The organism is Actinomyces wuliandei, assembly GCF_004010955.1.
GTDB lineage: Bacteria > Actinomycetota > Actinomycetes > Actinomycetales > Actinomycetaceae > Actinomyces > Actinomyces wuliandei.
This window is the reverse complement of sequence record NZ_CP025227.1, coordinates 2,713,447-2,737,005: the sequence shown is the minus strand read 5'-3', so window position 1 is coordinate 2,737,005 and position 23,559 is coordinate 2,713,447. Positions and strand designations below refer to the sequence as shown.

Sequence of the window (23,559 nt, the reverse complement as noted above, 5' to 3'; positions counted from 1 at the left end):
GCGTGGTGCGGATCGCCGCCACGGGTGTCCGTGACGGCGGAACCTGCGGCAGTACCTGTCGGCAGAAAGGCCGGAGGGGCCAGCAGGGGACTACAGGAGGTCCTCGGCGTCCACGACCTCGTAGGCGTAGCCCTGCTCAGCCAGGAAGCGCTGCCGGTGGGCTGCGGTCTCCTGGTCCGCCGTGTCCCGGGTGACCACGGTGTAGAAGTGCGCCTGGCGCCCGTCCTCCTTGGGGCGCACGATCCGCCCCAGCCTCTGGGCCTCCTCCTGCCGCGAGCCAAAGGTCCCCGAGACCTGGACGGCCACGCTGGCCCCGGGCAGGTCGATGGAGAAGTTGGCCACCTTGGACACGACAAGCCGCTCCACCTCCCCGGCGCGGAAGGCGTTGTAGAGGCGCTGGCGCTGGCGCACCGTGGTGTCCCCGGTGATGAGAGGTGCCCCCAGGCGCTCGGCCAGCTCGCGGACCTGGTCCACGTACTGGCCGATCACCAGTGCCTGCTCCCCCGGGTGGCGGGCCAGCAGCTCCTCCACGACCTCCACCTTGGCCGGGGCGCAGGAGGCCAGACGGTAGCGGTCCCGCGGCTCGGCGGTGGCGTAGGCCATGCGCTCCCCGGCGGTAAGGGTCAGGCGCACCTCGGTGCACACGGCCGGGGCGATCCAGCCCTGGTTCTCCAGGTCCTTCCACGGGGCGTCGTAGCGCTTGGGGCCGATGAGGCTGAACACCTCCTCCTCCCGCCCGTCCTCACGGACCAGGGTGGCGGTCAGCCCGAGCCTGCGACGGGCCTGGAGGTCCGCTGTCATGCGGAAGACCGGTGCAGGCAGCAGGTGCACCTCGTCGTAGACGATCAGGCCCCAGTCGTGGGAGTCCAGCAGGTCCAGGTGCGGGTAGACGCCCTTGCGGCGGGTGGTCAGCACCTGGTAGGTCGCCACGGTCACCGGCCGGACCTGCTTGCGCGCCCCCGAGTACTCCCCGATCTCGTCCTCCTCCAGGGAGGTGAAGCGGACCAGCTCCCCCTTCCACTGGCGCGCCGAGACTGCGTTGGTCACCAGGACGAGCGTCGTCGTCGAGCTGCGGGCCATGGCCGCCGCCCCCACGAGCGTCTTGCCCGCCCCGCAGGGCAGGACCACCACGCCCGAGCCGCCCGACCAGAAGGCCTCGACCGCCTCCCTCTGGTAAGGACGCAGACGGAAGGCCCCCGGTGCCCGGGCGTCCACCTCCTCCTGGCTGGACTCGCGCAGGCTGAGGGGGTGGGCCTCGCCGTCCACGTAGCCTGCCAGGTCCTCGGCGGGCCAGCCCAGCCGGATGAGCACCTGCTTGAGGTGGCCCCGCTCCGAGGGGTGGACGACGACGTCCTCCTCCCCCAGGCGCTGGCCCAGCATGCCCGTCGTGCGCCGGGAGCGCAGCACCTCCTCGAGCACGGGGACGTCCAGGGCGTGCAGGACCAGGCCGTGCGCCGGGTCGGTGAGCAGCTGGAGGCGCCCGTAGCGACCCATGGTCTCCGCGACCTCGCTGAGCAGGGAGTGGGGCACGGGGAAGCGCGAGTAGCTGACCAGCGCGTGGACCACTGTCTCCGCGTCCAGCCCGGCCGCGCGGGCGTTCCACAGGGCCAGAGGGGTGATCCGGTAGGTGTGCACGTGCTCGGGGGCGCGCTCGAGCTCGGCAAAGGGGGCGATGGCCCGACGGGCTTGCGGGGCGTCAGGGTGTGACGTCTCCAGCAGGACGGTCTTGTCGGACTGGACGATGAGGGGTCCCTCAGAGGTGGGCATGCACGGAAGTATCCCAGTGCGGAGCACGGTTGTGTCCACCCGGTTGCCTGTCCGGAGATGGCGGGGCTGTGGGGGCGGGGCGGGGGGCGGGTTGAGGGCGGGGCTGCCTGTCGCGGTGCCTGTGGTGGCGTAAGCTGGGGCAGGTGAGCCCCGACGCCTCCCACCAGGACCTCGCTGCCTACCTGGCTTCCCTGCCTGACCGCGAGGTGGCCTCGTTCCTGCGGGCGCGACCGGACCTGGCCCGCCCGTCCTCGGCCTCCTTCAGCGCCCTGGCGGCCCGCGCTGCTGCCCGCCCTAGCGTGGAGGCTGCCCTGGCGCGCCTGGACGCACCCACCCTGGCGCTGGCGGAGGCCGTCGTGGCGCTGGCGGGCCTGGGTGCCCGTGAGGGCATCGGTGACCCTGGTTCTCCCGGTGATGCGCTGGGCCTGGAGCCCGACGAGGCACGCAGTGCGCTGCACCACCTGGAGCGCCTGGGGCTCGTCGTCGAGGGCAGGCCCGTGACAGGCCTGGTTGAGGCGGTGGGTCCCGCTCCCTTTGGGCTGGGACCCCCGGCTGCCACGCTCCCCGCCGTCCTGCCGCCACCCCTGGAGGTTCTTGAGAGGTACGCGGCTGACAGCGGCGAGGTCCCTGTCGGGCTCTGCGGTGACGAGGTCTCCGGCGGCGGGACACTCCCGGGACAGGTGCCCGGTGAGGCGGTCGTGGTCCTGCCCCGAGCCGCCGTCTCCCTCCTGGCGGCTCTGGCCTGGGGTCCTGCCTCAGGGGTCCTGGGCGCCAGGGGCTATCCCCCGGAGGTCGAGCCGCTCCTGGGCCTGCGGTGGCTGGAGCGCGGGCACGACCCTCGTGGCGGGAACCGGCTGGTCCTGCCTCGTGAGGTGGGGCTGGCCCTGCGCGGGGGACGGCTGGTCCGTGAGGCGCTCCGGCCCCCGGACCCGGGCGCCCTGGCAGTGGCAGAGGTGGACGCCGTCGCCTCGGAGTCCGCCTTCCACGCGGAGGAGATGGTCCGGCTCGTTGGCCTGCTCCTCAGGCAGTGGCGGCACGACCCGGCGCCGGTCCTGCGCAGCGGCGGGGTGGGGGTGCGTGCCCTGGGTCGCACCGCACAGTCCCTGGAGCTGGACACGGTGCAGGCCGCCACCGTCATTGAGGCTGCTGCCAGCGCGGACCTGCTGGGGCTGGACGAGACCGGGACGTCATGGCTCCCCTCACGCGTGGCCTCCGACTGGCAGGAGGACCCGACTGCCGCGCGCTGGGCGCCGCTGGCCGCAGGCTGGGCGGACAGCGCGCGCACACCGTGGCTGGTGGGGACCCGGGACGAGAGCGGGACGCCCAGGCCGGTCCTGGGTGCTGACCTGGAGGCGGGCTGGGCGCGTCGGCTGCGTCGGCGGGTCCTGGGGGTCCTGCTCGACCTGCCGGAGGGGGCGGTGGCTTCCGCCGAGCTGGTGCGTGCCGTCCTGGACTTCTGGCGGCCCCGGTGGGTGGTGCCGGCCGAGGCCGTGAGCGCGGTTCTGGCGGAGATGGAGATGCTGGGCCTGACAGGGGCCGGCGCCTTGTCCCGCAGCGGGCGTGCTCTCGGGCACAGGCTGGTGGCGGGGGACCGCTCCGCCCAGTCGGCTGCGGGGCTCCTGGCCGTGCTGGAGGAGGCCATGGCCCAGGACCTCCCTGACACTGTGAGCACCCTTCTGCTCCAGTCGGACCTGACAGCCGTGGTCCCAGGGCGTCCAGAACCACGGCTGGCTCGTCTTCTGGAGCTGGCCAGCCGGACGGAGTCGCGCGGCGGGGCGCTGACCGTGCGGTTCACCCCCGAGTCGGTACAAGGTGCCCTTGACGCCGGTGCCACCGCCTCGGAGCTGCTGGCCGCCCTGGAGCACTTCAGCCCTGTCCCGGTGCCCAGCGCCCTGGAGGCAGTGGTCCGCGACGCCGCCCGCCACCACGGCGCGGTGCGTGTGCGCCCCGTGTCCAGCGTCCTGAGGGTGGCCGACCCTGCGGTGGTGGCGGGGCTGGTGAGTGACTCCCGGCTGGCAGGCCTCGGGCTCGACGAGCTGGCTCCCGGGCTCCTGGTCTCCTCCTCCCCCTCCGTCCACGTCCTTCGTGCCCTGCGTGAGGCAGGACTGGCTCCTGCCTTGGAGGACGGCTCGGGACGCCTTGTCCTGACGGCGCCGGACGCCGAGCGGCCGACTGCGGTGGTGGACCCGGCTCGACCGGGTCGCGACTACTCCCCGCAGGCCGCACGACGTCGGGGACCGGGCGACAGGGACCTCGCCGCCGTGGTGGGCAGGCTCCGGGCAGGGCAGGAGGAGCGCCGGATGGCGGGAGCTGGTGGTGCAGCGGCGTCGGCGGCTGACCCGGGTCATGTCCTGGGCCTCCTGCGTGAGGCGCGCTCCTCGCGCGCGGTGCTGCGGCTGAGCCTGGCGGGTGCTGACGGCTCGGTGCAGGAGCGGAGGGCGCGTGTGGTCGCGGTGGAGCCCGGGAGGGTGCGGCTGCGTGACCTTGACCGGGAGACCGAGCTGACGGCGGCCGTCCACCGGATCGTGTCGGTGGGGCAGGAGCAGGGGCAGGAGTAAGGGGAAGGGGACATGTAGCCGGGTGCGGGTGGCGGCCCGCGCCGTGCCGCTGCCTCTACACTGGGGGACGTGACCGAGACCGTACCTGACACGATCCCGCGCCCGGGGACGCTTCCTGCGGCGCCGGTGCAGGCCCAGGCGGCCAGGGACAAGCCCCTGAGCTCTGCTGCGGCGGTTGACCTGGCCCGTCGCGCGCTGGCGGAGGTTGCTGCGGCTGATGCTGTGGGGGACCACGTCGCTGCCGCCTACGACGCCGAGCGTCTGGTCACCCACCTGTTTGACTGCGCCATGCCCGGGTACCGGGGCTGGCGCTGGGCGGTGACACTCAGCCGCCCACCACGCAGCCGTACTGCCACGGTCTGCGAGGTGGGGCTGCTGCCCGGCGAGGACGCGCTTCTCGCCCCGGCCTGGGTCCCGTGGGCCGACCGGCTCCGTCCCGAGGACCTCGCGGCCGCAGGCCGTGCGCCTGCTCCGGCGGACGGCGACGCCGACTGGCCGGCCGAGGAGGAGGTGCCCGGGGGAGGTGCCCTGACGCTGGAGGCGCTGAGGCCTAGGAGCCGACGGGTCCGTGGCACTGAGGGCGGTACCGAGAGCCTGGCCCGCGCCGCTCAGCGTTGGTACGGCAGTGCTGTCTGTACCTCCGGTGCTCCCCGTGCCCCTGGCTCCCGGGGCGCGGGTGCGGGCGAGATGGCGACCTGCTCCGCCTACGGCTTCTTCCTGCCCCTGACAGGGGCAGTGCGGGCGGTGCTCGGTGAGGGGGCCGCTGGTGCGCCAGCATCCTGGCAGCCGAGGTCCCAGCAGGCTGACAGCCCTGAGGGCTGTGGCGGTGAGGGCTGCCGTGAGAGCAGCGGTGGGTACCGTGGTCAGGACCGCAGTGCGCAGCCTGCCGGTGGGGCACAGCCCCCACCCCCGGCAGGCCCGGCTGCGGGTGGTGCTGTGGCCGAGAAGCCTGGGGAGGCTGAGGAGGTGATGGAGGAGCCAGTGGAGCCGACGGAGGAGGACCGTGCGGCCTCAGCCCGTGCTGCGGTGATGGACCTGGCCTCTGGCCTGACAGCTCCTGCGACCTGTGGGGACGACACAGGACAGGACGCGCCGGGGCGGGACGGTGGCACTCCTCCTGCCACGCCCTGGACCCTGGAGGACCTGGAGGCTGTCCTGCCCAGGCACTGAGCTCGTCCCCCGGAGAGCAGCTCACGGCGGGCACGGGGCACAGGCAAGGGGGCGGCTGCCTGGCAGACCTCGTTGTCCGCGGTGCTGTCTGCGGTGCTCCTGCGATACTCCTCGCGGTGTTCGCCCCGGGTGACAAGACGTGGGAGAATCCGGCCACGTGAGCACGACACCACCCCCGAAGTCCCCGACGACGTCGTCACCAGCCCTGCCCCTCCTGGACCGCTTCTTTCACGTCACCGAGCGCGGCTCAACCCTGGCCCGGGAGGTCCGCGGCGGCATCGTGACCTTCTTCACGATGAGTTATATCCTGGTTCTCAACCCCCTCATCCTCTCCACAGAGCACGAGGGCGTCGCGCCCCTGGGCACGACCCAGCAGATCGCCGCCGGTACCGCGCTGGTGGCCGGGCTCATGTCGATCTGCATGGGGGTGGTCGCCAACTACCCGATGGCCCTGGCTGCTGGCCTGGGGATCAACGCGATGGTCGCCTACACGTTGGTCGGCACAGGCGGGATGACCTACGCCGACGCCATGGGCCTGGTGGTCATCGAGGGCGTCATCATTCTCCTCCTGGTCCTCACCGGCTTCCGTGAGGCGGTGTTCAAGGCGGTGCCCGCCCATGTCAAGACCGCCATCTCGGTGGGGATCGGCCTGTTTATCGCCCTGATCGGACTAGTGGACGCCAAGGTGGTGCGTCCCGGGGGCACCCCGCTGGAGCTGGGGCTGGGGGGCTCCCTCCAGGGGTGGCCGGTCCTGGTCTTCCTCCTGGGTCTCTTCCTCATGGTCGCCCTCCACGTGCGCAGGGTCAGGGGCGCCCTGCTGATCGGCATCATCTCCTCCACGGTTGTGGCCGCCCTCATTGAGGGTGTCCTCCACCTGGGGGCGTACAACGACGACCCGGACAGGGGCCCGGTCAACCTCACCGGCTGGTCGTTGTCGGTCCCCACCCTGTCGGGGTCCCCCGTGCAGCTGCCGAGCCTGGCCACGCTGGGCGAGTTCAGCCTGCTGGGCAGCCTGGAGAAGGTCGGGGCTGTCTCAGTGGTCCTGCTGGTCTTCTCCCTCATGCTTGCCGACTTCTTCGACACCATGGGCACGATGGTGGCCATCGGGGCCGAGGGCGGGCTCCTGGACGAGCAGGGCAACCCGCCCCGGACTCGTGAGATCCTCGTGGTGGACTCCCTGGCGGCCATTGCCGGCGGTGCGGGCGGGGTCTCCTCCAACACCTCCTACGTGGAGTCGGCGGCGGGCGTGGGCGAGGGGGCGCGCACCGGCCTGGCCGCAGTCGTCACCGGCTGTATGTTCCTGCTGAGCATGTTCCTCGCCCCGGTGGTCTCCATGGTCCCCTACGAGGCGGCGACCCCGGCACTGGTCATCGTGGGCTTCCTCATGATGACGCAGGTGACTGACATCGACTGGCGGTCCGCCTCGACCGCACTACCTGCCTTTGTCACCATCATTATGATGCCTTTCTCCTACTCCATCACCAACGGTATCGGCGCGGGCTTCATCACCTACCTGGTGGTCCAGCTCGCCACGAGGCGGGCCAGGCAGGTCCACCCGCTCATGTGGGTGGCCTGCGCGCTGTTCGTGATCTACTTCACCCTGGCGCCGATCAGGTCGATACTGGGGCTGGACTAGCCGGGCTGGAGCATCCGGGGCTGGGTCGGCTGACGGCGGCGTCGGCTGCGTCCGCTGCCCGTCGGTCCGGCCCCGTGAGACAGGCGGGTCGGCAGGGCCGCCTGCCTGCCTGACGGATCCGAGCCTGCCACTGCATATTCTGTGAGAGGACGCATGGCAGACAGAGGCCCTCCCCCCGGGCCTCAGCCGGGAGCCGTGCTGTTGTATTTCACCCAGGCCAGGCAGGAGGCTCAGGCGCATGAGCGATCTGATCGACACCACCGAGATGTACCTCAAGACCGTCTACGAGCTGGAGGAAGACGGTGTTCCTCCGCTGCGGGCGCGCATCGTGGAGCGGCTGGGCCACTCAGGGCCGACCGTGTCCCAGACGGTCGCCCGGATGGAGCGTGACGGCCTGATAAAAGTTGCCCAGGACCGGTCCCTCAAGCTGACCGACGAAGGCCGTCGCAGGGCCACGGAAGTTATGCGAAAGCACCGTCTTGCTGAAAGACTGCTTCTGGACGTGGTGGGACTGGACCGCAGGCTGGTCCACGAGGAGGCCTGCCGGTGGGAGCACGTCATGAGCGAGCAGGTTGAGGAGCGCCTGGCCCAGATCCTCGGTGAGGTGACCACCGACCCCTTCGGTAACCACGTCCCCCCGAAGGGAACTGACCACCCCGCCCCCGCAGGGGACGAGATCGGTGCGGACCGTGCTGCGGGCGGCGAGACGACGTCCGCTGTCATACGTCGTGTCGGAGAACCTATCCAGGCTGACGGGGAGCTCATCGCCCTCGTGGAGGACGCGGCCCTCGTCGTCGGGGCGCAGGTGGGGCTGCGCCGCACGGCAGGGGGGGTGCGTGTCACCGGGCCGGCAGGTGATCCTGTCGTCCTGCCCGACGACGTCGCGCGCCACCTGTTCCTGGAGCGCTGACCGGGGCAGTCCCGTTAGCTGTCGCACGGTGCCGGTGTCGACCGTCCGGGGTGGACCACAGATGCGGTCTTTCTCACTCTGGCTCGCTCTGAGCCGTCTTTCTGTGGAGGCTGCTGCCCTGAACAAGGGCGTTGCCGCCCGAGGGAACCCAGGGGAAAGGTATTCCGGTGCTCGGTACGTGCTTGGCTTCACACCAATGTGTGTGACCCTCCCGTGACGGCGCGGCTCCAAGTCATGTAGCGTTCTCGACGTCGCCGGAGCGACCCCCTGACAAGGTCCTCCGGTGATGCTTCGGAACGAGGCTTAGTCCTGCCGCTCGGTCCGGGGCCAGTGAAACAACAACGTGGCAGGAACGGGGGAACCAATCATGGTCGTCCGGGCAGCGCCCGGTTGGCCTTGGGGTGAAGCCCGCAGAAGACCCTGCGGGCCGGGCGTCTCCAGTCCGAACCCGACAGCTCACCTCGTCGGCTACCCAGGAGAAAGCATTCATGTCCTCACGAACCACAGCACGTCACCGCAAGGCCACCCGCGCCCTGACCCCGCTGGACGACTTTGCTCCCACCGCTCGTCGTGGTCTTGCTGTCGCAGCCACCTCCGGTCTCGCGCTGACCATGATCGCCTCTGGTGCCACGGCTGCTGGCACCGCCACTGAGGTCGGCTCTTCCGCAGGCTCCCTTGAGGCCTCCGGTGTCGGTGCCCTGGCCGCCTCGGCGCGCGAGGCCGCCGCCACTAACGCCGCTGTCACTGTCGCGGACAACGTGCAGTGGGCCACGGACGCGACGACCCAGGTGCAGGCTGTCGCTCCCGTCGTCGAGGAGCCCGAGCCTGAGGTCGGCGAGGCGACGCAGGCCACCGAGGCCGTCGCTACCGAGGCCGAGTCCGTCACCGAGCCCCAGGAGGAGGGTGCCACCGAGGAGGCGGTCGCCACCCAGGAGCAGGTCGAGGAGACCACTGTCGAGAGCGTCTCCGCCCCTGCGACTGAGGTCACCCCGACCACGGAGGCTGCTCCGAGCGCTGCCTCCACCTCCTCGGTCGTCGCCATCGCGATGCAGTACGTGGGTACCCCCTACGTGTGGGGCGGCTCCAGCCCCTCCGGTTTCGACTGCTCCGGCTTCACCTCCTACGTCTACTCCCAGGTGGGGATCTCCCTGCCCCGTACCTCTGGCGCGCAGGGTGCTGCAGGCTACGCGGTCTCTGCTGCGGAGGCCCAGCCTGGTGACCTGCTCTACTGGCCCGGTCACGTCGCTATCTACGCTGGCGACGGCATGCTGATTGAGGCCGCCAACCCGGGGACCGGTGTCGTCTACCGTCAGATCTGGGGCTCACCGACCTACATTCGCCTGGGCTGATTCTCCCACCACGCTTTTCACTGCCTTTCGGGGGCGGGCACGGCGCAAGCACGTGCTCGCCCCCGAGCGGTGTCGTGGAGCTCCCGGAACGAGGAGGGGCGTTCTCCTTCAGGAAACGACCCGCGTCGGCGCGTGTGCTGACCGCCACAGGTTGTTTCAGGGCAGAATGACCAAGGACACAGACTCGCCCCGGAGGAAGGGAACGGACCCATGGCTGGAGATAGTGTTGTTCTTGTCGGAGTTGACGGCTCGCCGCAGTCGTTGACCGCCGTGGACTGGGCGGTGGCACGGGCCTCGCGCCAGGGATGGCGAGTTCACGTCCTGTGCGCCTACTCCCTGCCGTCCTTTACGACAGCCTCACTTGACGGCGGCTACGCGGCGCTGGACGACTCGGCTATCCGCTCCGGCGCCCAGGCGGTGGTTGACGAGGCTATCGCGAGGGCGCAGGGGAGCGGGGTGACGGTGACCTCCTCCCTGGAGACCGGTGACCCGGCAGGAGTCCTGGTCGACCTCTCCGACGAGGCGACGCTGGCAGTCGTGGGAACCCGTGGGGGCGGCGGGTTCGCGGACCGGCTCCTGGGGACCGTCTCCTCGGCGCTGCCAGCCCACGGGCACTGCCCGACCGTCGTTGTGCCTCAGCGTACTCAGGGGGCTGACTACACCCCTGTGCGGCGGATCGTCGTCGGGGTGGACGGCTCGTCCTCGGCGCGCAAGGCCTTGCACTGGGCGGTGGCTGAGGCCCAGGCGTGGGGGGCGGAGCTGACGGCGATTGCCGCCGTCCCGATGGCGTCTGGCGCTGGCGCACTGGCCTGGCTGCCTGCAGCCGTTGACCGGGACCAGGTCCTCGCCGACGTCCGTTCCGGGCTGGACCGGACGGTGGCTGAGGCGCTGGAGGGGCGTTCCGAGGTGGTTGTCCGCCGGCACGCGCTGGACGGTAACCCAGCTGAGCTGATGGCGGAGTTCTCTACCGCTGTGGACCTGGTCGTGGTGGGCTCCCGGGGGCGCGGCGGCTTCTCCGGCCTGCTCCTGGGCTCGACGAGCCAGGCTGTGCTGTCTCACGCCTCCTGCCCCGTGATGGTGGTTCCCTCGCGCAGCAGGGACGAGGCCCCGTCGCGCACCTCGACGCCGTGGGGGCGGGCCTAGCCGGTCGCGGCCTGGGGCTGCCTGGGGCTCCTGCACGACGGCCCCTGGCCGTTCCTGGGCGCTCCCGTGGTTGTGTCGCGCTTGTCGGCTGGGTACCGGGCCTGGCTCCTGGTAGGCTTGCGCGCACGCCCTCGTAGCTCAGGGGATAGAGCACCGCTCTCCTAAAGCGGGTGTCGCGCGTTCGAATCGCGCCGAGGGCACGCAGCATCCTACTCGCAGGGGCGGTGGGAGTCGTACGGCTTCGCAGCGTCCCGGACCGGGCGGTGGCGGTGCCCGGCGGCGTGGGCTGGGGGTGGTTGTAGGAAGACAGCCCTCCTGGCACCGACGAGTCTCCACGATCTCACTGCGGCAGCCCGTTATCTTGGGCGCTATGACACCTTCGTTGTTCTCCTTCGGCCGCAAGCGGCGTAAAGCCGCCTCCAGGGCGAAAGAACGCGAGGCTGCGGAGGCGCCACACCGCTTGGCACCCCCGCCTGCTCCCTCTGGGACTCCAGCGGTGGAGCCGGACGCTCCTGCCGCTCTGCCTGAGCTGCCCCGCCCAGTTCCCGAGCCTCCGATCACGGAGGAGGACGGACTGCGACGAGAGCAGATTGAGGCGGCTCTTGAGGCCTGGCGCAGCGAGCTGGTGGACCTCGGGGGCGTGGCCAGCCTGGACGACATCACTGTTGTCGACGGCGTCGTCGACCTCACGGCGGCGCACCCCTCGGGGCTGGCCCAGCTCTACGCCGGACGCGCCACCCACCTGTCCAGCCTGGTCCGCGAACGTGCTGCCCTGGGGGACGCCCGTCAGTCGCTGCGCGAGGTCGCCTCCAGGACAGAGCTCCTGGCCCGGAGGTTCGGGGTGGCTCCGGTCTACCTGGCTATCGGCGTCGCGACGTGGAACGAGACCGTCTCGGCCTCAGACACCCCGGACGGTGACGGCGGAACCGCTGGTGCCAGCGAGCCTCCTGCGGACGGCCCAGGCAGCCTCGGTGTCGGTGAGAGAGCAGCGGCGGCCGGGGCCGCCCAGGGGGTCGACGAGGACCGTACCGTCCAGATCCCGCAGGTGGCGCGTATCGCTGCGGAACAGGCGGCGCAGGCCGCGATGGCGGCCGCTGGTTTCATGTTCCCCGAGGAGCCGAACAGCCCTCGTGTCCGCACGGTCAACGCCCCGGTGCTCCTGCGCCCGGTGCGTCTGACCAACGCCACCGCGGACGCCACGCTGGCTCTGGAGCCGAGCATTGAGGTCAACCCGGTTCTTATCAGGGCGCTGCGCCGGTACCAGTGTGCCACCGACGTGGAGGCGATCGCCCAGGCCGCCCTGTCGGCCGAGGGCTTCACCCCCCGCTCAGCCCTGGCGCGCATCGGTGCCGTGGGGCGGCAGTACCTGCCTGGCTTCGAGTTTCACGAGCGGCTTGTCGTAGGCGCCTTCGTCCACCCGGGTCAGGCCCTGGTGGAGGACTTCGACGCTGTTATTGAGCGCTCGCGGACCTCGGCCCTGGTTGCGGCGCTCGCAGGTGACGAGGGTGCCCGCACCGCCTTGGAGGTGGGTCTCCCTGATCCTGACCTGAGGGACCGCGCTCCTGAGGCGGAGCGTGGCGTGGGCGACCTCGACCCGGCACAGCTGGCAGTCATCGAGGCCGTGGGCACGGGGGCGAACCTTCTTGTCGACGCCCCGCCAGGCTCCGACGTCCCAGGCACCCTGGCAGCCGTGTTTGCGGATGCCGCCGCGATGGGGCGCACGGTTGTCCACGTGCCTGCGACCAGTGCCGACGGACATGCGGTAGCGGCCGCGATGCGTGAGGCCGGGGCCGGGGCCATGGTCATCGACCTCACGGAGGACCCGGCCTGGCGCCAGCACGCCTCCGAGGCGATCCGGGAGGCGCTGGGGGTCCAGCCCCCCGCGCTGGACGTGGCTGGCATCATGGAGATGCGTGAGCACCTGCAGCAGGTACGCTCCCGTCTGGACCGCTATGTCGGGGCGCTCCACCGCTCGCGCCAGCCCTGGGGGGTCTCGGCCTACGAGGCCTTGCAGACGCTGGCAGAGCTGACAGGGCGTCGCTCCTCCAGAGCCACCACCCGGGTACGTGTCAGCCCCGACCTCCTGGAGCGCCTGGACGAGGAGGGGCTGGAGCGCGCGCGTGGACTGCTTCGTCGCGGTTACGCGCTGGGAATCTTCACCTCTGAGGTGTCCACCAGCGCCTGGAACGGGATCGCCGTCAGCGACATGGACGAGGCCACTGACGCGCTGGTCCACCTGCGCGCCCTGGGAGAGCTGCTGCCAGGCGTGCAGCGTCATGTTGAGCAGACAGCCCAGTCGACGGGTCTGGCCCGGGCAGGGACCCTGTCAGAGTGGATGGACCAGCTCCGGGTCCTCGACGGCGTGCGCGAGTCTCTTGACGTCTTTGTGCCGGAGGTCTTTGAGCGTTCTGCCGCTGACATGGTGGCGGCGACGGCGACACGACGGTGGCGGGAGGAGCACCACGTCACCATGGACGGTGCCCGCCGCCGTCGCTTCACCAGGCAGGCCAAGGACCTCGTCAGGCCTGGGAGGGTGGTCAGTGACCTTCACGGCGAGCTGGTCAAGGTCCAGCGCTGCCGGGAGGCCTGGCGCCGCTACGACCCTGACGACGGCTGGCCCAGCCTGCCTCACGGCCTGGACGAGATGACCCGCGCGGCCGCCACGGCTCATCGCGCCGTTGAGGAGGTCCAGCCGATTCTGGCTCGTACCCAGGACACCTCGGTGCTGGTCGACTACCCCCTGGACGAGCTTGTCGATTACGTCAACGCCCTGGCTGCCGACGACCTGACGGCGCAGAGGCTTCCCGAGGTCAACCGAATCCGGGCCGAGCTGGAGAGGCTGGGCCTGGGGCCCCTTGTCGAGGACCTGGCGCAGCGCGGGGTCGAGGAGGGCCGGCTGGACAGCGAGCTGACCTACTGCTGGTGGTCATCGGTGCTGGCCTACATCCTGCGTGAGGACCCCGACATAGGCGGGCTGGACGCCCGGGCACTGACGGAGCTGTCCTCCCGGCTGCGTGACCTGGATGCCGCACAGTCGCAGTCCCTGCCCGGGCCGGTGACCCAGGCCTACGCACGGCGGGTGCGGGCTGCGGTAGAGGCGGACAAGGATGACGCCCGGGCGCTCTACATCGCGCTCGCCCGGGATGACGGCGTGCCCATGCGTGAGATCCTGGCGGCCCACCCGGTGGCCCTGCTGGCCAAGCCGGTGTGGATCATCCCGCCGACGCTGGTACCGCAGGTCCTGGACCCGATGGCTGTGGTGGACCTGGTGGTCATGGACGCGAGCGGGCACCTGCCGGTGTCCCAGGTCCTGCCCACCTTCGTGCGTGCTGAGCAGGTCCTGGTCGTCGGGGACCCGCGCCGCTCCTCCAGCGGCATGGCTGCTGAGCTCGGTCCTCTCCTCCCCTCGGTGACCCTGCCCACCTTCCGCAACACCTTGGACGCCGGGATCGCCGCCTTCCTGTCCTCCCACGGCTACCAGGGCGTGGTGGACGCGGTCCCCTCCCCGCCGGGAGAAGGGACCCTCAGCCTTGACCTCGTGGACGGCAGGGGCATGCCTGCTCCTGGGCAGACTGCGGTGGAGACGGTGTCGGCGGAGGTGGACCGCGTCGTCGACCTGGTGATCGACCGGGCACTGACCTGTCCTGAGGAGTCCCTGGGGGTGGTCGCCCTCAACACCCTGCACGCTGACGCGGTGCGCTCAGCGGTGGCCCAGGCGGTGGCGGGCTCCCCGGCCCTGGAGCGCTTCTTCTCCCCCGGCGCGGACGAGCCCTTTGTCGTGGTGGACCTTTCCGGGGCTCGTGCCCTGCGCCGTGACCACGTCATTGTGAGCGTCGGCTATGCCAAGACCCCCCACGGCCGCACCATCCACAGCTTTGGGGCGATCTCCGACCACGACGGGATGGTTGGCCTGGTGGAGGCCCTGTGCGCCTCACGGGGGCGCACCCAGGTCGTCTCCTGCCTGGCGGCCGACGACATCGATCCTGAGCGTCTGCGGTCGGCAGGGGCGCAGCTGCTGCGCGAGGTGCTGGCGCGCGCTGAGGCAGCGGCGATTCCCGGCGGTTCTGCTGGCAGGGTCCCGGACCGCCTCCTGGTGGACCTGGCGGAGCACCTGTGGCGCAAGGGGCTGTCTGTGGTCCCCCGGTACGGGGTGGAGGGAGGCGTGCGTATCCCCTTGGCGATTGGTCACCCGGACTACCCTGACGAGCTCCTGGTCGCGGTGCTCACGGATGACACCGACTACGTGGCCGAGCCGAGTCTGCGTCGCCGTGACCGGCACCGGGTGGAACGGCTGGAGCAGCGGGGGTGGCGCGTGCACATCGCATACTCGGTCGGGGTCTTTGTGGACCCACAGGCGGAGGCGGGCCGGGTCGAGGACCTGGTGCTGTCCGAGCTGGTGGCACGCCAGGAGGCCCGGGCAATGGCTCCGGGGGAGGCGCTTCCCGACCACGTTGACGACACGGAGCCGACCCTGCCAGCAGCCTCGGGCTCTGCTGCTGCGGTCTCCCGGTCCTCTCTGCCCAGTGCGCCTGCCCCAGTGGGCCCGGAGGCTGCCTCCTGGGTGCCCGTGGCTGCAGACCGTGCCCCGGCTCCGGCGCCTGCGCCGGAGCCCAGCGACCCCATGGCCGTGCCGTGGGACAACCGAGTTCAGCGCCCACCTATCGCCCAGGGGCTGCCGCTGCAGGCCTACTCCGACGACCAGCTGGATGACCTGGTGGCCTGGATCCGCTCCGACGGCGTGGTTCGTGAGGAGGAGGAGGAGATCGAGGAGCTCAGGGCGGCCCTGGCGCTGCGCCGACGTGGCTCCGGTATCGATGCTGTCCTGACCAACGCGGTGCGGCGGGCACGGTGAGCGTGTCCTCAGGAGGCCGCCGCAGGCACCGGAGGGTTGTGGTCCTGTCCTCCAGGGACCGGGATCGTGTGGCCCGTGGCGAGGTGCCTGAGGACCTGGCGCAGGCTGGCTCCACCACTGGCGCCCTGAGGAGCGCGGCTGCCTGCGGTGAGACTGGTCCCGGCAGCGCCTATGACAGCAGCGGTGGCGCTGGCTGGGCTGACGGCGTCGTCCGTGCAGGCGATGCCGACGCTAATGACGCCCGTCTGCTGCGTGACGTCCCACCCCACTGGTAGTCCTTCCAGGCGCTGGGACGGTTCTGGTGCCAGGGGGCTGTCCGGGACGGGCCTGGGCTGTGCGGCCTCGTCCCTGCCGTGCCCTCGCCATGGCCCGTCGCAGGTCTCCACAGGTCATCCCTGCGCGCAGGACCCCCCGGCCGCAGCACGCAGTGTGGTGTGGGTGCCCTGGCCAGGGGGTCCTGTGGCTAGATGCCTGCGACAGCCTGTCCTGGCTGCCGCAGGGTGGGTGGTGCCTAGCCCCGCTGCTGGGAGAGCAGGTCCCGGATCTCGGTCAGCAGCTCGACGTCGGTCGGCTCGGCGGCCTCCTCGGCCGCCTTCTTACGACGCTCGTTAAGCCTGTTCATGGGCATGACGATGCAGAAGTAGACGGCTGCGGCGACAAGCAGGAAGTTGACGACCTGGGTGACGATCGTGCCGGGCTGGATCATGTCCGAGCCGTTGATGGAGAACTCACCGACGGAGTCGAAGTTCGGCTGGCCCACCAGGGCGCCGACAATACCCATGATGACGTTGGTGACGGCCTCAACGATAGGGGCGAAAGCAGCGCCGATGATGACGGCGACGGCGAGGTCGAGGACGTTGCCCTGGGAGATAAAGTCCCTGAAGCCCTTGATCATGTCGGTCCTTTCATAGTGGCGCTGGCGTCTCAGCCATCATGCGCCATCGGGGGAACGGAACAGGCGCGCTCTGCAAGCGGCCACAGCGGCTCACGGGCTCAGGACAATACCGAGCGCTCCAGTGGTGGCCGCAGCGGCAACCAGGGTAGCGTCACCTGAGGAAACAGCAATGGTTATGAGTGTGACTTTCGTCCCTGTTCCCCAGGGGGTGCTGTCGTCACCCGGCTGGGTCATGAGGACCCGTGCCCGTCGTGTCAGCACGGTGGTCTGTGGCCTCTGGGTGGATACCGGGCTGGACAGGACAGGGGGAGCCTCCTCAGAAGGGCTCTCAACGGCCTGCGCGATGCTGCTGGTGGCACGTGCGTCGATGACGTCTACCTGCGCCCCTGGCTCCGCCAGCTCTGCTCCGACACCGACCGGTACCTGGACGACTCGCTGGTCGGGATCGAGCCCCTGGGTCAGTGCCGCGCTCGTCATGGAGCTCGTGAGGACCGTTCCAGGCTCCAGGGTGATGGCTGAGCGCTGCCCGACCACCTCCTCCCCGGCCAGGCCGGACTCGGGCAGCCCCTGCGCGGGGACGTTGCGTCGGGCCACGTCGTCCTCGGTGACGAGCGCGCCGGCGCTGACCTCCCTGGCGGCCACCAGCACCTCCTGCGTCGGGGGCGGGGCGGGGCGCAGCACGTTCAGCGCCGCCACCACTGCGGTTGCCAGGCAGGCGGCCACGACCAGGTGCCGGTGCCTCCACAGCAGGCGGGAGGGGCGTGGTGCTCGGGTACGGGGCTGTGTCCGCGGTCGTGGGGAGGGGGAGGAGGGCCTGGTTCGGTGTGTGCGACGACCTACGATCATGCGGCCATGGTGCCGGTCCTCCTGGTTATCAGGTGCCCCCGGCACTGCTTCCTGTTGACGAGGCGGACCAGGTCCGGTCTGTGGTGACCTGTCCTGCTCTCGCCTGAGTGGGCGGCCCGGGGCGGGTGAGGCCGGTCGGCGCGCGAGGGGCGGTCGGGACGGGGTCAGGCCGGGGGCGGGCCGCTGGAGGAGAACTGCGAGCCCTCCAGCAGGAACCACTGCTCCTCGCAGATGATGGCGTCAACACGCTGGTCGTGCGGCTCGACCGGGAGATGGTCGGTGAACAGCTCGTCGGGGTGGACGACCGCGAAGGCGGGGGTGCCGTCGCGGCGCAGGGGCAGCATGCGGTCGTACCAGCCGCCTCCTTGTCCCAGCCGCTGGCCTGAGCGGTCCACCGCCAGGGCCGGGACGATGAGTGCCTCTGCCTGTGCCACTGCCTGTGCGGGCAGTGCCTGCCCCCCGGGCTCGGGCGGGCGTCCCGGTGAGCGCTCAGCCAGGTCGTGGCTGCCGCTGAAGCGGCCCCAGCAGCGGGCCAGGCGTGGGCCCAGGACGGGCAGGAGCACCTCCACCCCCTGCTCGCCCAGCCGTTCCAGCAGGAGCCGGGTGCAGGGCTCGGACCCCACGGAGACAAAGGCGGCCACGCACCGGGCGCCGTTGACAGCCTGGAGGGCGTGGCTGGTCAGTGCCTCGCACCCGGGGCCGTGGCCGTGGGTGGGATGGCGGTGGAGGGAGGACCGGCGGTCCCGGAGCACCTCGCGCAGCCGCTCCTTGGCGTCGTCAGTCGTGAGGGCTCCGGTGTCGGGGAGGGGGCGGGCGCCGTTGCTCATGACGTCATTGTCTCAGGTTCCCTCAGCCAGGTACATACCGGGTGCGTACGGCGGGCGTATGAGGTGCGCGCACCTGTCGTGCTCCGTGTGCCCACTCGTGACTCCACTCCGCCCTGCTGGTGCTGACGGTGAGGGCTGCGCGGTGGTTCCTGTGGCTGGGCGGTAGCCTGGGGCCATGAGAACAGTCGCCGAGCACCTGGCTGCGTGCCTTGAGACTGCCCAGGCGGCTGCGCCGCTGGACGTCGCCCTTCCTGACGCCGTGGAGTGCGTGCTCGCCCAGGACGTCGTGGCCGGGGCAGACCTGCCTGTAGTCGACCTGGCGGGAGCTGACGGCTACGCCGTCGCCTCCGCCGACCTGGCAGGCGCCTCCCTCGCGGCCCCCGTCACCCTCAGGGTGGTGGATGCCGTGCGGGCCGGGGAGGGGCGCTCCGGCCGGCTGGTGCCCGGCTGCGCGGTCCTGGTTGACTCCGGGGCGGTCATGCCTGTGGGTGCCGATGCCGTGGTGCCGTGGACGCAGACCGACCGTGGTGCGGACCGTGTCGCGGTCTACAGCGCCGTGCCTGGAGGACATGGTGTGCGCCACCGTGCGGAGGACGTCGGAGCCGGGGTGACGGTGCTGGCCCGAGGCACCAGGGTCACTGCCAGGCAGGTGGCCCTGCTTGCCAACCTGGGACTGAGCCGGGTGCCTGTTCGCCCCGCCCCCCGTGTCGTCGTGGTCCCGGTCGGGGGCGAGCTGGTCGAGCCGACGCCCGTCCGTGAGGTCGAGGAGGTCTGTGACGCTAACGGTGCCGCCCTGGCCTCCGCTGTGACCGAGGCCGGCGGGCAGGCTTTCAGGGTGGCGGCGGTGCCCGATGACCCGCGTGCCGTGCAGGAGACCCTGGAGGACCAGCTGGTGCGGGCCGACCTCATCGTGACCACCGGTGGGCTCTCGGCAGGCCAGAGCGACTGCGTCAAGGAGGTCCTGGCGCCGCTGGGGACCGTCCGCTTCGACTCGGTGGCCATGACGCCGGGCAGGCAGCTGGGGCTTGGGACGGTCGAGGGCACACCGGTCTTCTGCCTGCCCGGGGACCCGGTCAGCGCGCTCATCGCCTTTGAGACCTTTGTCCGTCCGGTCCTGCGTCAGGTTGCCGGGTACACCAGTCTGCACCGCGGCTCTCTTCCCGCCGCGGTGTCGGTGGGCTGGCACTCCCCGGCGGGGATGCGCGAGTTCGTCCCGGTCCGCCTGGTCGGCTCCCCCTCGCGCGGGTACCGTGCTGAGCCGACGGCACAGCCTGGGGCCGCGCGGCTCTATGGCCTGGCCAGAGCGAACGCGATCGCCGTGGTCCCGGAGGACACGCACACCGTCGTCGCCGGGGACACCCTGCACTGCCTTCTTCTGGACACCTGACGGGGGCGGGGCGTACCGCCTCTCGTCCGGCTATGGTCAGGGTATGCGCAGACTGGTCCCCACACGCAGGCAGCCGGATCGAGACTCGGAGGACTCTCAAGCGAGGTGGTGGTCGTGGGTGGCTGACCTGCCCCGGCGCAGGTCGGCGGTGTCCTCCCGCTACCGGTGGCCTGTGCGCCTGTGCCAGGAGGACGTCGCTGTCCGAGGCCTGGTGCGGGGAGCGGGCGTGGTGTGCCTGCGAGAGCTGCGGCCTGGCGACGAGGAGGAGTGGCTCCGGCTGCGCCTGTCCGAGGCGGGTCGGCTTGCGTCCTGGGAGGCGACCTGCCCTCCCGGGGCGCAGGAGGACCTGCCCGAGTTTCCCGACTACGTGCGTCAGCAGGCGCGGCACGCCCGGCAGGGGCGGGCTATGCCCTTTGCGCTGGAGGTCGACGGGGTGCTGGCGGGACAGGTGAGTGCCGACCCGATCCAGTGGGGGTCCGTGCGCAGTGCCCAGGTGGGCTACTGGATCGCCTCTGCCTATGAGGGGCGGGGGGTGATGCGTCTTGCTGTCGCCATGGTCGTGGACCACCTGATGGGAGCCCAGGTAGGCCTGCACCGCGTCGAGGTCAATGTGCGTCCGGGGAACCGGCGCAGTATTGCGCTGTGCCGCGCGCTGGGACTGCGTGAGGAGGGGCTGCGTCGTGCTTTTATGCATATAGCCGGGGACTGGGCCGATCATGTGTCCTTTGCGGTTCTTTCTGAGGAGCTCGGTGGCGCGGGGATGGTGGCGCGGCTGGAGGCGCGAGCTCGGCCACGAGGCGCGTGTGACTCATGAGGTCATCGATACGCTGGTGGTTAATGAGTTGAAAGGTAGACGTGGGTGTGGACATTTCCGGCTGCCCGGCCGACGACTTGCCGACGCACGGAGTGTTCCTCCGATGCTGTGCTCGTTGATACGCATACGGTTGAGATGTGGGAGTTGAGGTCTGGGCGTTCGCTGCCCTCGTCGCAGTTCTCGCTGTGTACCTTTTCCCGTTTCTGGTGCGGCGTCGTGAGATGACTGGCCAGTCCAACATCCAGGACCGCTACTCTGCTGAGCTGCGGGTGCTGGACACGGGAGCCACGGCGGCGGTTGCTGACGGTGGGTGCGGGCGCGGCGGGCACGCGGAACTCTTTCGACGGCGACCGGAGGTCAAGGCGATGAACAGGCCCGCGGTGAGGAACGTAAGAGCCCTGCGCACAGAGCGTGAGCTCGGGCGTGCCCGGAAGGCCCATGCCCAGGCTCGGGAGCATCGTCGAGTGGCGGCGGCCCACCGTGGTGTCCTTGCCTGCGTCCTGCTCGGGGTCTCCCTGGGGGCGTGGGTCGTGGGGGCGCTGACGGTGCTGCCCTGGTGGCCCGCCCTGGTGCCGACGGCGCTCATGGGGGTCTCCATGGTGGCGGGACGACGGGCAGCGGTGGCCTCGGCGCAGGCCGACCGGCGCGAGCGGCACCGGATCGCTGAGCTGGAGCGCGAGCTGACGGGACTGACTGGGCGGCGTCCCACGGTGCCAGTCGTGGCCAGCAGACCTTCTCTGCGCACGCAGGCGCAGCCCGAGTCGCAGTCGCACACCCAGGCGCCGGGCTTTGACGACGCCGTCCTGTCCGGGCAGCAGCAGGCCTCGGTCCATGTCGCGCCCCGGTTCGTCCAGGAGTCGTTCCGGGTGCGGACGCAGTCAAGGACGTCCCCCCGGACTGAGAGCTCCGCTACCTCGGTCCAGGTCAGGACGACTGACGAGGTGCCAGACGCAGCAGCGGCCGCCTCGGCGCCTGTGCGGGGCGCCGCGACGGCGGGCGCCGACGGCGTGAGTCGGCGGCCTGGCCCGCAGGCCTCTCGGGCGGGGTTGTCGGAGGAGCTGCGGAAGAGCCCTGCCTCACCGCCTGAGGCAGGTGACGGTGGTGACGCCGAGGCTGTGGGTCAGGTGAAGGACGGCGCCTCGGTGGGCCGGGCCGTCACCGCAGGCGACCTCCCGACGGCTGGCGCGCGGCAGGACGCCACTCAGGACGAGCCGAGCCGGGGGCGTGCGGGGAAGGGGCGTGCTGAGGTCCCGACGGCGACGCCGCCCCAGGGCTGGCGCCCGGTCCATGTTCCTGCCCCCACCTACACGCTCGCTGCCCGGGCGCCTCGACGTGCCTACGAGGAGCCGGTGGTGGAGCAGGGCGGCTCCGCCCCGGTGCCAGCCCGTCCGAACCGGGTCAGGACCTTTGCCGCACCGGACTTTGAGGAGCGTGACTTCCAGCCGATCGACCTGGACGCCGTCCTGGAGCGTCGCCGTGCGGCAGGCGAGTAAAGCGGCAGGTCGGTGAGCCTGCTGGCTGCTGGGTGGGCGGTCTCACCGCAGGTGCCGTTGGCGTAGGCGACGGCGGTGGTGCTACCATCATGGGGCACCTGGGGCTATGGCGCAGTTGGTAGCGCGTCTCGTTCGCAATGAGAAGGTCGGGGGTTCGAGTCCCCCTAGCTCCACAAGGAACGACTGGGTCAGGATCGGCCTTGGAGTGGGTCACGCGGTGCCTGCTTTGCCTGCCTGAGCACGATGCTGGTGTCCCCACTGCGGTCAAGTCTCCTGTGCTAGGTCGTCATGGCGTGCTCAGGGGTCCTGCCCCAGCCAACGTCCCTCGGGGGTGAAGCCCGGCTGGGGCGGGTGGATGAACACTGTGATGAGCGAGCCCAGCAGGTGGAGCAGCGCGTAGGCCCAGCACACTCCGCCGAAGCCGGCGAAGGCAGCAGCGCAGTTGTGATGGCAGGGCCGAGGAAGGCGCTCAGGCCTGAGGCCAGGTTGTGTGCCGAGATCGCCGCACCACGGTGCTCCGGGGCGACAGCGGGGACGATTGCGCCCGTAGGAACGAGGGCGGAAAGCCCATCCCCAGCAGCGTGGCGGCAGCGCACAGGAGCCAGAGGTTGCCGCCGACGACCTGGGGGACGTAGTAGAAGGTCAGGGTCCTTGCAGCGCAGAAGCAGCGTGAGGCAGATGATGGTGCCCATGCTCGCCCAGGGCAGTGAGATCCACAGGGCGCGGTAGTCCCCGACGGCGGGCACGATCCAGCTGGGCAGGTAGGCTCCGAGCACGTCGATGCCGATGGAGTAGGAGGTCCAGAACCATCCCATGGCTGAGGCGAGCCTGGAGGTGGCCACGGTCTGGGTGAGGTCCTAGAGTCTCGCATCTCGCAGGTTGGTACTTTGTTGACCCCTGCTTTGCTGACCCCGGCTGGCTGGCCGCGTGGCCGGTGGCGCCCGCCGGCGTCTGCCGGTCGGCGCCACCGGCATCAGGGCAGAGTGCCTACCTGTTGGTGTAGCCCCCGTCGATGGGCAGGCAGACTCCGGTGATCATGGCCGCCTGGTCGCTGAGGAGAAAGACAATGGGGCCGGCGATGTCGTCCTCGGAGGCCCACCGCCCCAACGGCATCTGTTCAAGGAATGGGCCCTCGATCTCGGGCCGCCCCCAGTACCAGGCAGACATAGGGGTCATCACGACGGTCGGGTTGACGCTGTTGACACGGATGTTGTAGCGGCCCAGCTCCAACGCGCTGACCCGGGTCATGTTGTCCATCGCCGCCTTGGAGGACCCGTAGGCGATGTGCCCGGTGAGTCCCACGAGGCTGGCCTGGCTGGAGACGTTGACGATGGAGCCGCCCCGGCCGTGACGGATCATCTGCCGCGAGGCGTACTTGGTGACCAGCAGCGTGCTGCGGGCGTTGACCGCCATGACCGTGTCGAAGACCTCGACGTCAGCATCCTGCGGCGTCTCGATCGCCCCTCCCCAGCCGGCGCAGTTGACCACGCCGTCAAGGTCTCGTCCCTCGACAGCGTCACGGACCTCGTCCTCCTTGGTGACGTCGAAGCGCAGGGCAGTGGCGCCGGTCCGGGCGGTGAGGGCACCCAGGGCCTCCTCATTGCGTCCGCATGCCAGTACCTGGGCGCCGCGAGCCGCCAGCATGCGCGCGGTCGCGCCTCCGATCCCTCCGCTCGCGCCTGTGACCAGGACTGTTCGTCCGTCGAAGTCGCGCATGGTGTCGTGCATGGTCCTGTCCTCCAGTGTCACCTCGTCGTGATGGGAAGGCGTCCCGGACACCCCTGGTCCTGCATGGTTGGCTGGCGCGTCGCGAACGCCACCACCATGCTGGCACTACTTGGTCCTGGTGTCACGGTCCTGGGCCACGGGCTGTGATCGGTCCCCGTCTGGGAGGTGCCGGGACGTGTCACGG

16 protein-coding genes, 2 tRNA genes and 1 riboswitch are annotated in these 23,559 nt (G+C 70.8%); of the genes, 13 read left to right on the top strand and 5 right to left on the bottom strand.

The features are described 5' to 3' along the window. Positions 1 to 90: 90 nt before the first annotated feature. On the bottom strand, positions 91 to 1,767 hold the full coding sequence (locus tag CWS50_RS11280) for a DNA repair helicase XPB (RefSeq protein WP_127842866.1): 1,677 nt from the start codon (positions 1,765 to 1,767) through the stop codon (positions 91 to 93). Between the two features lie 143 nt (positions 1,768 to 1,910). On the opposite strand from CWS50_RS11280, the gene CWS50_RS11275 reads away from it, so the two are divergent. The 9 genes from CWS50_RS11275 (at position 1,911) to CWS50_RS11235 (ending at position 15,660) form a co-directional block, all read left to right on the top strand. Continuing rightward, entirely contained in the window at positions 1,911 to 4,325 is a 2,415-nt protein-coding gene (locus tag CWS50_RS11275; RefSeq protein ID WP_243118318.1) for a helicase-associated domain-containing protein, read from the top strand. 69 nt (positions 4,326 to 4,394) lie between these two features. Further along, complete coding sequence (locus CWS50_RS11270; RefSeq protein ID WP_164860137.1) at positions 4,395 to 5,495, top strand: DUF3027 domain-containing protein; 1,101 nt, start codon at positions 4,395 to 4,397, stop codon at positions 5,493 to 5,495. 157 nt (positions 5,496 to 5,652) lie between these two features. Next, on the top strand, positions 5,653 to 7,131 hold the full coding sequence (locus tag CWS50_RS11265; RefSeq protein WP_243118317.1) for an NCS2 family permease: 1,479 nt from the start codon (positions 5,653 to 5,655) through the stop codon (positions 7,129 to 7,131). 238 nt (positions 7,132 to 7,369) lie between these two features. Next, the gene (locus tag CWS50_RS11260) at positions 7,370 to 8,041 is read left to right on the top strand and encodes a metal-dependent transcriptional regulator (protein ID WP_127842862.1); all 672 of its coding nucleotides are present in this window, start codon (positions 7,370 to 7,372) and stop codon (positions 8,039 to 8,041) included. 303 nt (positions 8,042 to 8,344) lie between these two features. Next, a riboswitch (cyclic di-AMP (ydaO/yuaA leader) is annotated at positions 8,345 to 8,526 on the top strand. Positions 8,527 to 8,529: 3 nt separating this feature from the next. Continuing rightward, a complete protein-coding gene (locus tag CWS50_RS11255; RefSeq protein WP_127842861.1) occupies positions 8,530 to 9,390 on the top strand; it encodes a C40 family peptidase in 861 nt (286 codons plus the stop codon). A gap of 210 nt (positions 9,391 to 9,600) precedes the next feature. Continuing rightward, positions 9,601 to 10,533, top strand: coding sequence for a universal stress protein (locus tag CWS50_RS11250; protein WP_127842860.1), 933 nt, complete (start codon positions 9,601 to 9,603; stop codon positions 10,531 to 10,533). Between the two features lie 127 nt (positions 10,534 to 10,660). Then, positions 10,661 to 10,733 (top strand) — tRNA-Arg (locus CWS50_RS11245). A 170-nt stretch (positions 10,734 to 10,903) separates the two neighbouring features. Beyond that, on the top strand, positions 10,904 to 15,385 hold the full coding sequence (locus CWS50_RS11240; protein ID WP_127842859.1) for a DNA helicase: 4,482 nt from the start codon (positions 10,904 to 10,906) through the stop codon (positions 15,383 to 15,385). After that, positions 15,382 to 15,660 carry a hypothetical protein gene (locus tag CWS50_RS11235; protein ID WP_243118316.1) on the top strand — a complete coding sequence of 93 codons (279 nt, stop codon included), beginning with the start codon at positions 15,382 to 15,384 and terminating at the stop codon, positions 15,658 to 15,660. The genes CWS50_RS11240 and CWS50_RS11235 overlap by 4 nt, the downstream gene beginning before the upstream one ends. Positions 15,661 to 15,896: 236 nt before the next feature. Here CWS50_RS11235 and mscL read toward each other — a convergent pair whose 3' ends face one another. The 3 genes from mscL to CWS50_RS11220 form a co-directional block, all read right to left on the bottom strand. Beyond that, positions 15,897 to 16,280 carry a large conductance mechanosensitive channel protein MscL gene (gene mscL / locus CWS50_RS11230; RefSeq protein ID WP_127842858.1) on the bottom strand — a complete coding sequence of 128 codons (384 nt, stop codon included), beginning with the start codon at positions 16,278 to 16,280 and terminating at the stop codon, positions 15,897 to 15,899. A gap of 90 nt (positions 16,281 to 16,370) precedes the next feature. After that, complete coding sequence (locus CWS50_RS11225; protein WP_127842857.1) at positions 16,371 to 17,126, bottom strand: SAF domain-containing protein; 756 nt, start codon at positions 17,124 to 17,126, stop codon at positions 16,371 to 16,373. A 164-nt stretch (positions 17,127 to 17,290) separates the two neighbouring features. Continuing rightward, positions 17,291 to 17,953, bottom strand: coding sequence for a 5-formyltetrahydrofolate cyclo-ligase (locus CWS50_RS11220; protein ID WP_127842856.1), 663 nt, complete (start codon positions 17,951 to 17,953; stop codon positions 17,291 to 17,293). A 175-nt stretch (positions 17,954 to 18,128) separates the two neighbouring features. Here CWS50_RS11220 and CWS50_RS11215 point away from each other — a divergent pair, with 175 nt between their 5' ends. The 4 genes from CWS50_RS11215 to CWS50_RS11200 all read left to right on the top strand — a co-directional run bounded on the left by CWS50_RS11215 (position 18,129) and on the right by CWS50_RS11200 (position 21,820). Further along, positions 18,129 to 19,340, top strand: a complete 1,212-nt coding sequence (locus CWS50_RS11215) for a molybdopterin molybdotransferase MoeA (RefSeq protein WP_127842855.1) — start codon at positions 18,129 to 18,131, stop codon at positions 19,338 to 19,340. 118 nt (positions 19,341 to 19,458) lie between these two features. Continuing rightward, positions 19,459 to 20,154 (top strand): GNAT family N-acetyltransferase, encoded by a 696-nt coding sequence (locus CWS50_RS11210; protein WP_243118315.1) that lies wholly within the window; start codon positions 19,459 to 19,461, stop codon positions 20,152 to 20,154. Between the two features lie 221 nt (positions 20,155 to 20,375). Further along, positions 20,376 to 21,647 (top strand): hypothetical protein, encoded by a 1,272-nt coding sequence (locus tag CWS50_RS11205; protein ID WP_243118314.1) that lies wholly within the window; start codon positions 20,376 to 20,378, stop codon positions 21,645 to 21,647. A 100-nt stretch (positions 21,648 to 21,747) separates the two neighbouring features. Then, a tRNA-Ala gene (locus tag CWS50_RS11200) sits at positions 21,748 to 21,820 on the top strand. Between the two features lie 814 nt (positions 21,821 to 22,634). On the opposite strand, the gene CWS50_RS11195 is transcribed toward CWS50_RS11200, so the two are convergent. Then, positions 22,635 to 23,375, bottom strand: coding sequence for an SDR family oxidoreductase (locus tag CWS50_RS11195; RefSeq protein WP_206610413.1), 741 nt, complete (start codon positions 23,373 to 23,375; stop codon positions 22,635 to 22,637). Positions 23,376 to 23,559: the final 184 nt, after the last annotated feature.

Bases quoted from the DNA above. Each gene is read 5' to 3' on its own strand.
- CWS50_RS11280 (WP_127842866.1), bottom strand. From the start codon at position 1,767: ATGCCCACCTCTGAGGGACCCCTCATCGTCCAGTCCGACAAGACCGTC.
- CWS50_RS11260 (WP_127842862.1), top strand. From the start codon at position 7,370: ATGAGCGATCTGATCGACACCACCGAGATGTACCTCAAGACCGTCTAC.
- CWS50_RS11255 (WP_127842861.1), top strand. From the start codon at position 8,530: ATGTCCTCACGAACCACAGCACGTCACCGCAAGGCCACCCGCGCCCTG.
- CWS50_RS11250 (WP_127842860.1), top strand. From the start codon at position 9,601: ATGGCTGGAGATAGTGTTGTTCTTGTCGGAGTTGACGGCTCGCCGCAG.
- CWS50_RS11240 (WP_127842859.1), top strand. From the start codon at position 10,904: ATGACACCTTCGTTGTTCTCCTTCGGCCGCAAGCGGCGTAAAGCCGCC.
- mscL (WP_127842858.1), bottom strand. From the start codon at position 16,280: ATGATCAAGGGCTTCAGGGACTTTATCTCCCAGGGCAACGTCCTCGAC.
- CWS50_RS11225 (WP_127842857.1), bottom strand. From the start codon at position 17,126: ATGATCGTAGGTCGTCGCACACACCGAACCAGGCCCTCCTCCCCCTCC.
- CWS50_RS11220 (WP_127842856.1), bottom strand. From the start codon at position 17,953: ATGAGCAACGGCGCCCGCCCCCTCCCCGACACCGGAGCCCTCACGACT.
- CWS50_RS11215 (WP_127842855.1), top strand. From the start codon at position 18,129: ATGAGAACAGTCGCCGAGCACCTGGCTGCGTGCCTTGAGACTGCCCAG.
- CWS50_RS11205 (WP_243118314.1), top strand. From the start codon at position 20,376: ATGACTGGCCAGTCCAACATCCAGGACCGCTACTCTGCTGAGCTGCGG.
- CWS50_RS11195 (WP_206610413.1), bottom strand. From the start codon at position 23,375: ATGCACGACACCATGCGCGACTTCGACGGACGAACAGTCCTGGTCACA.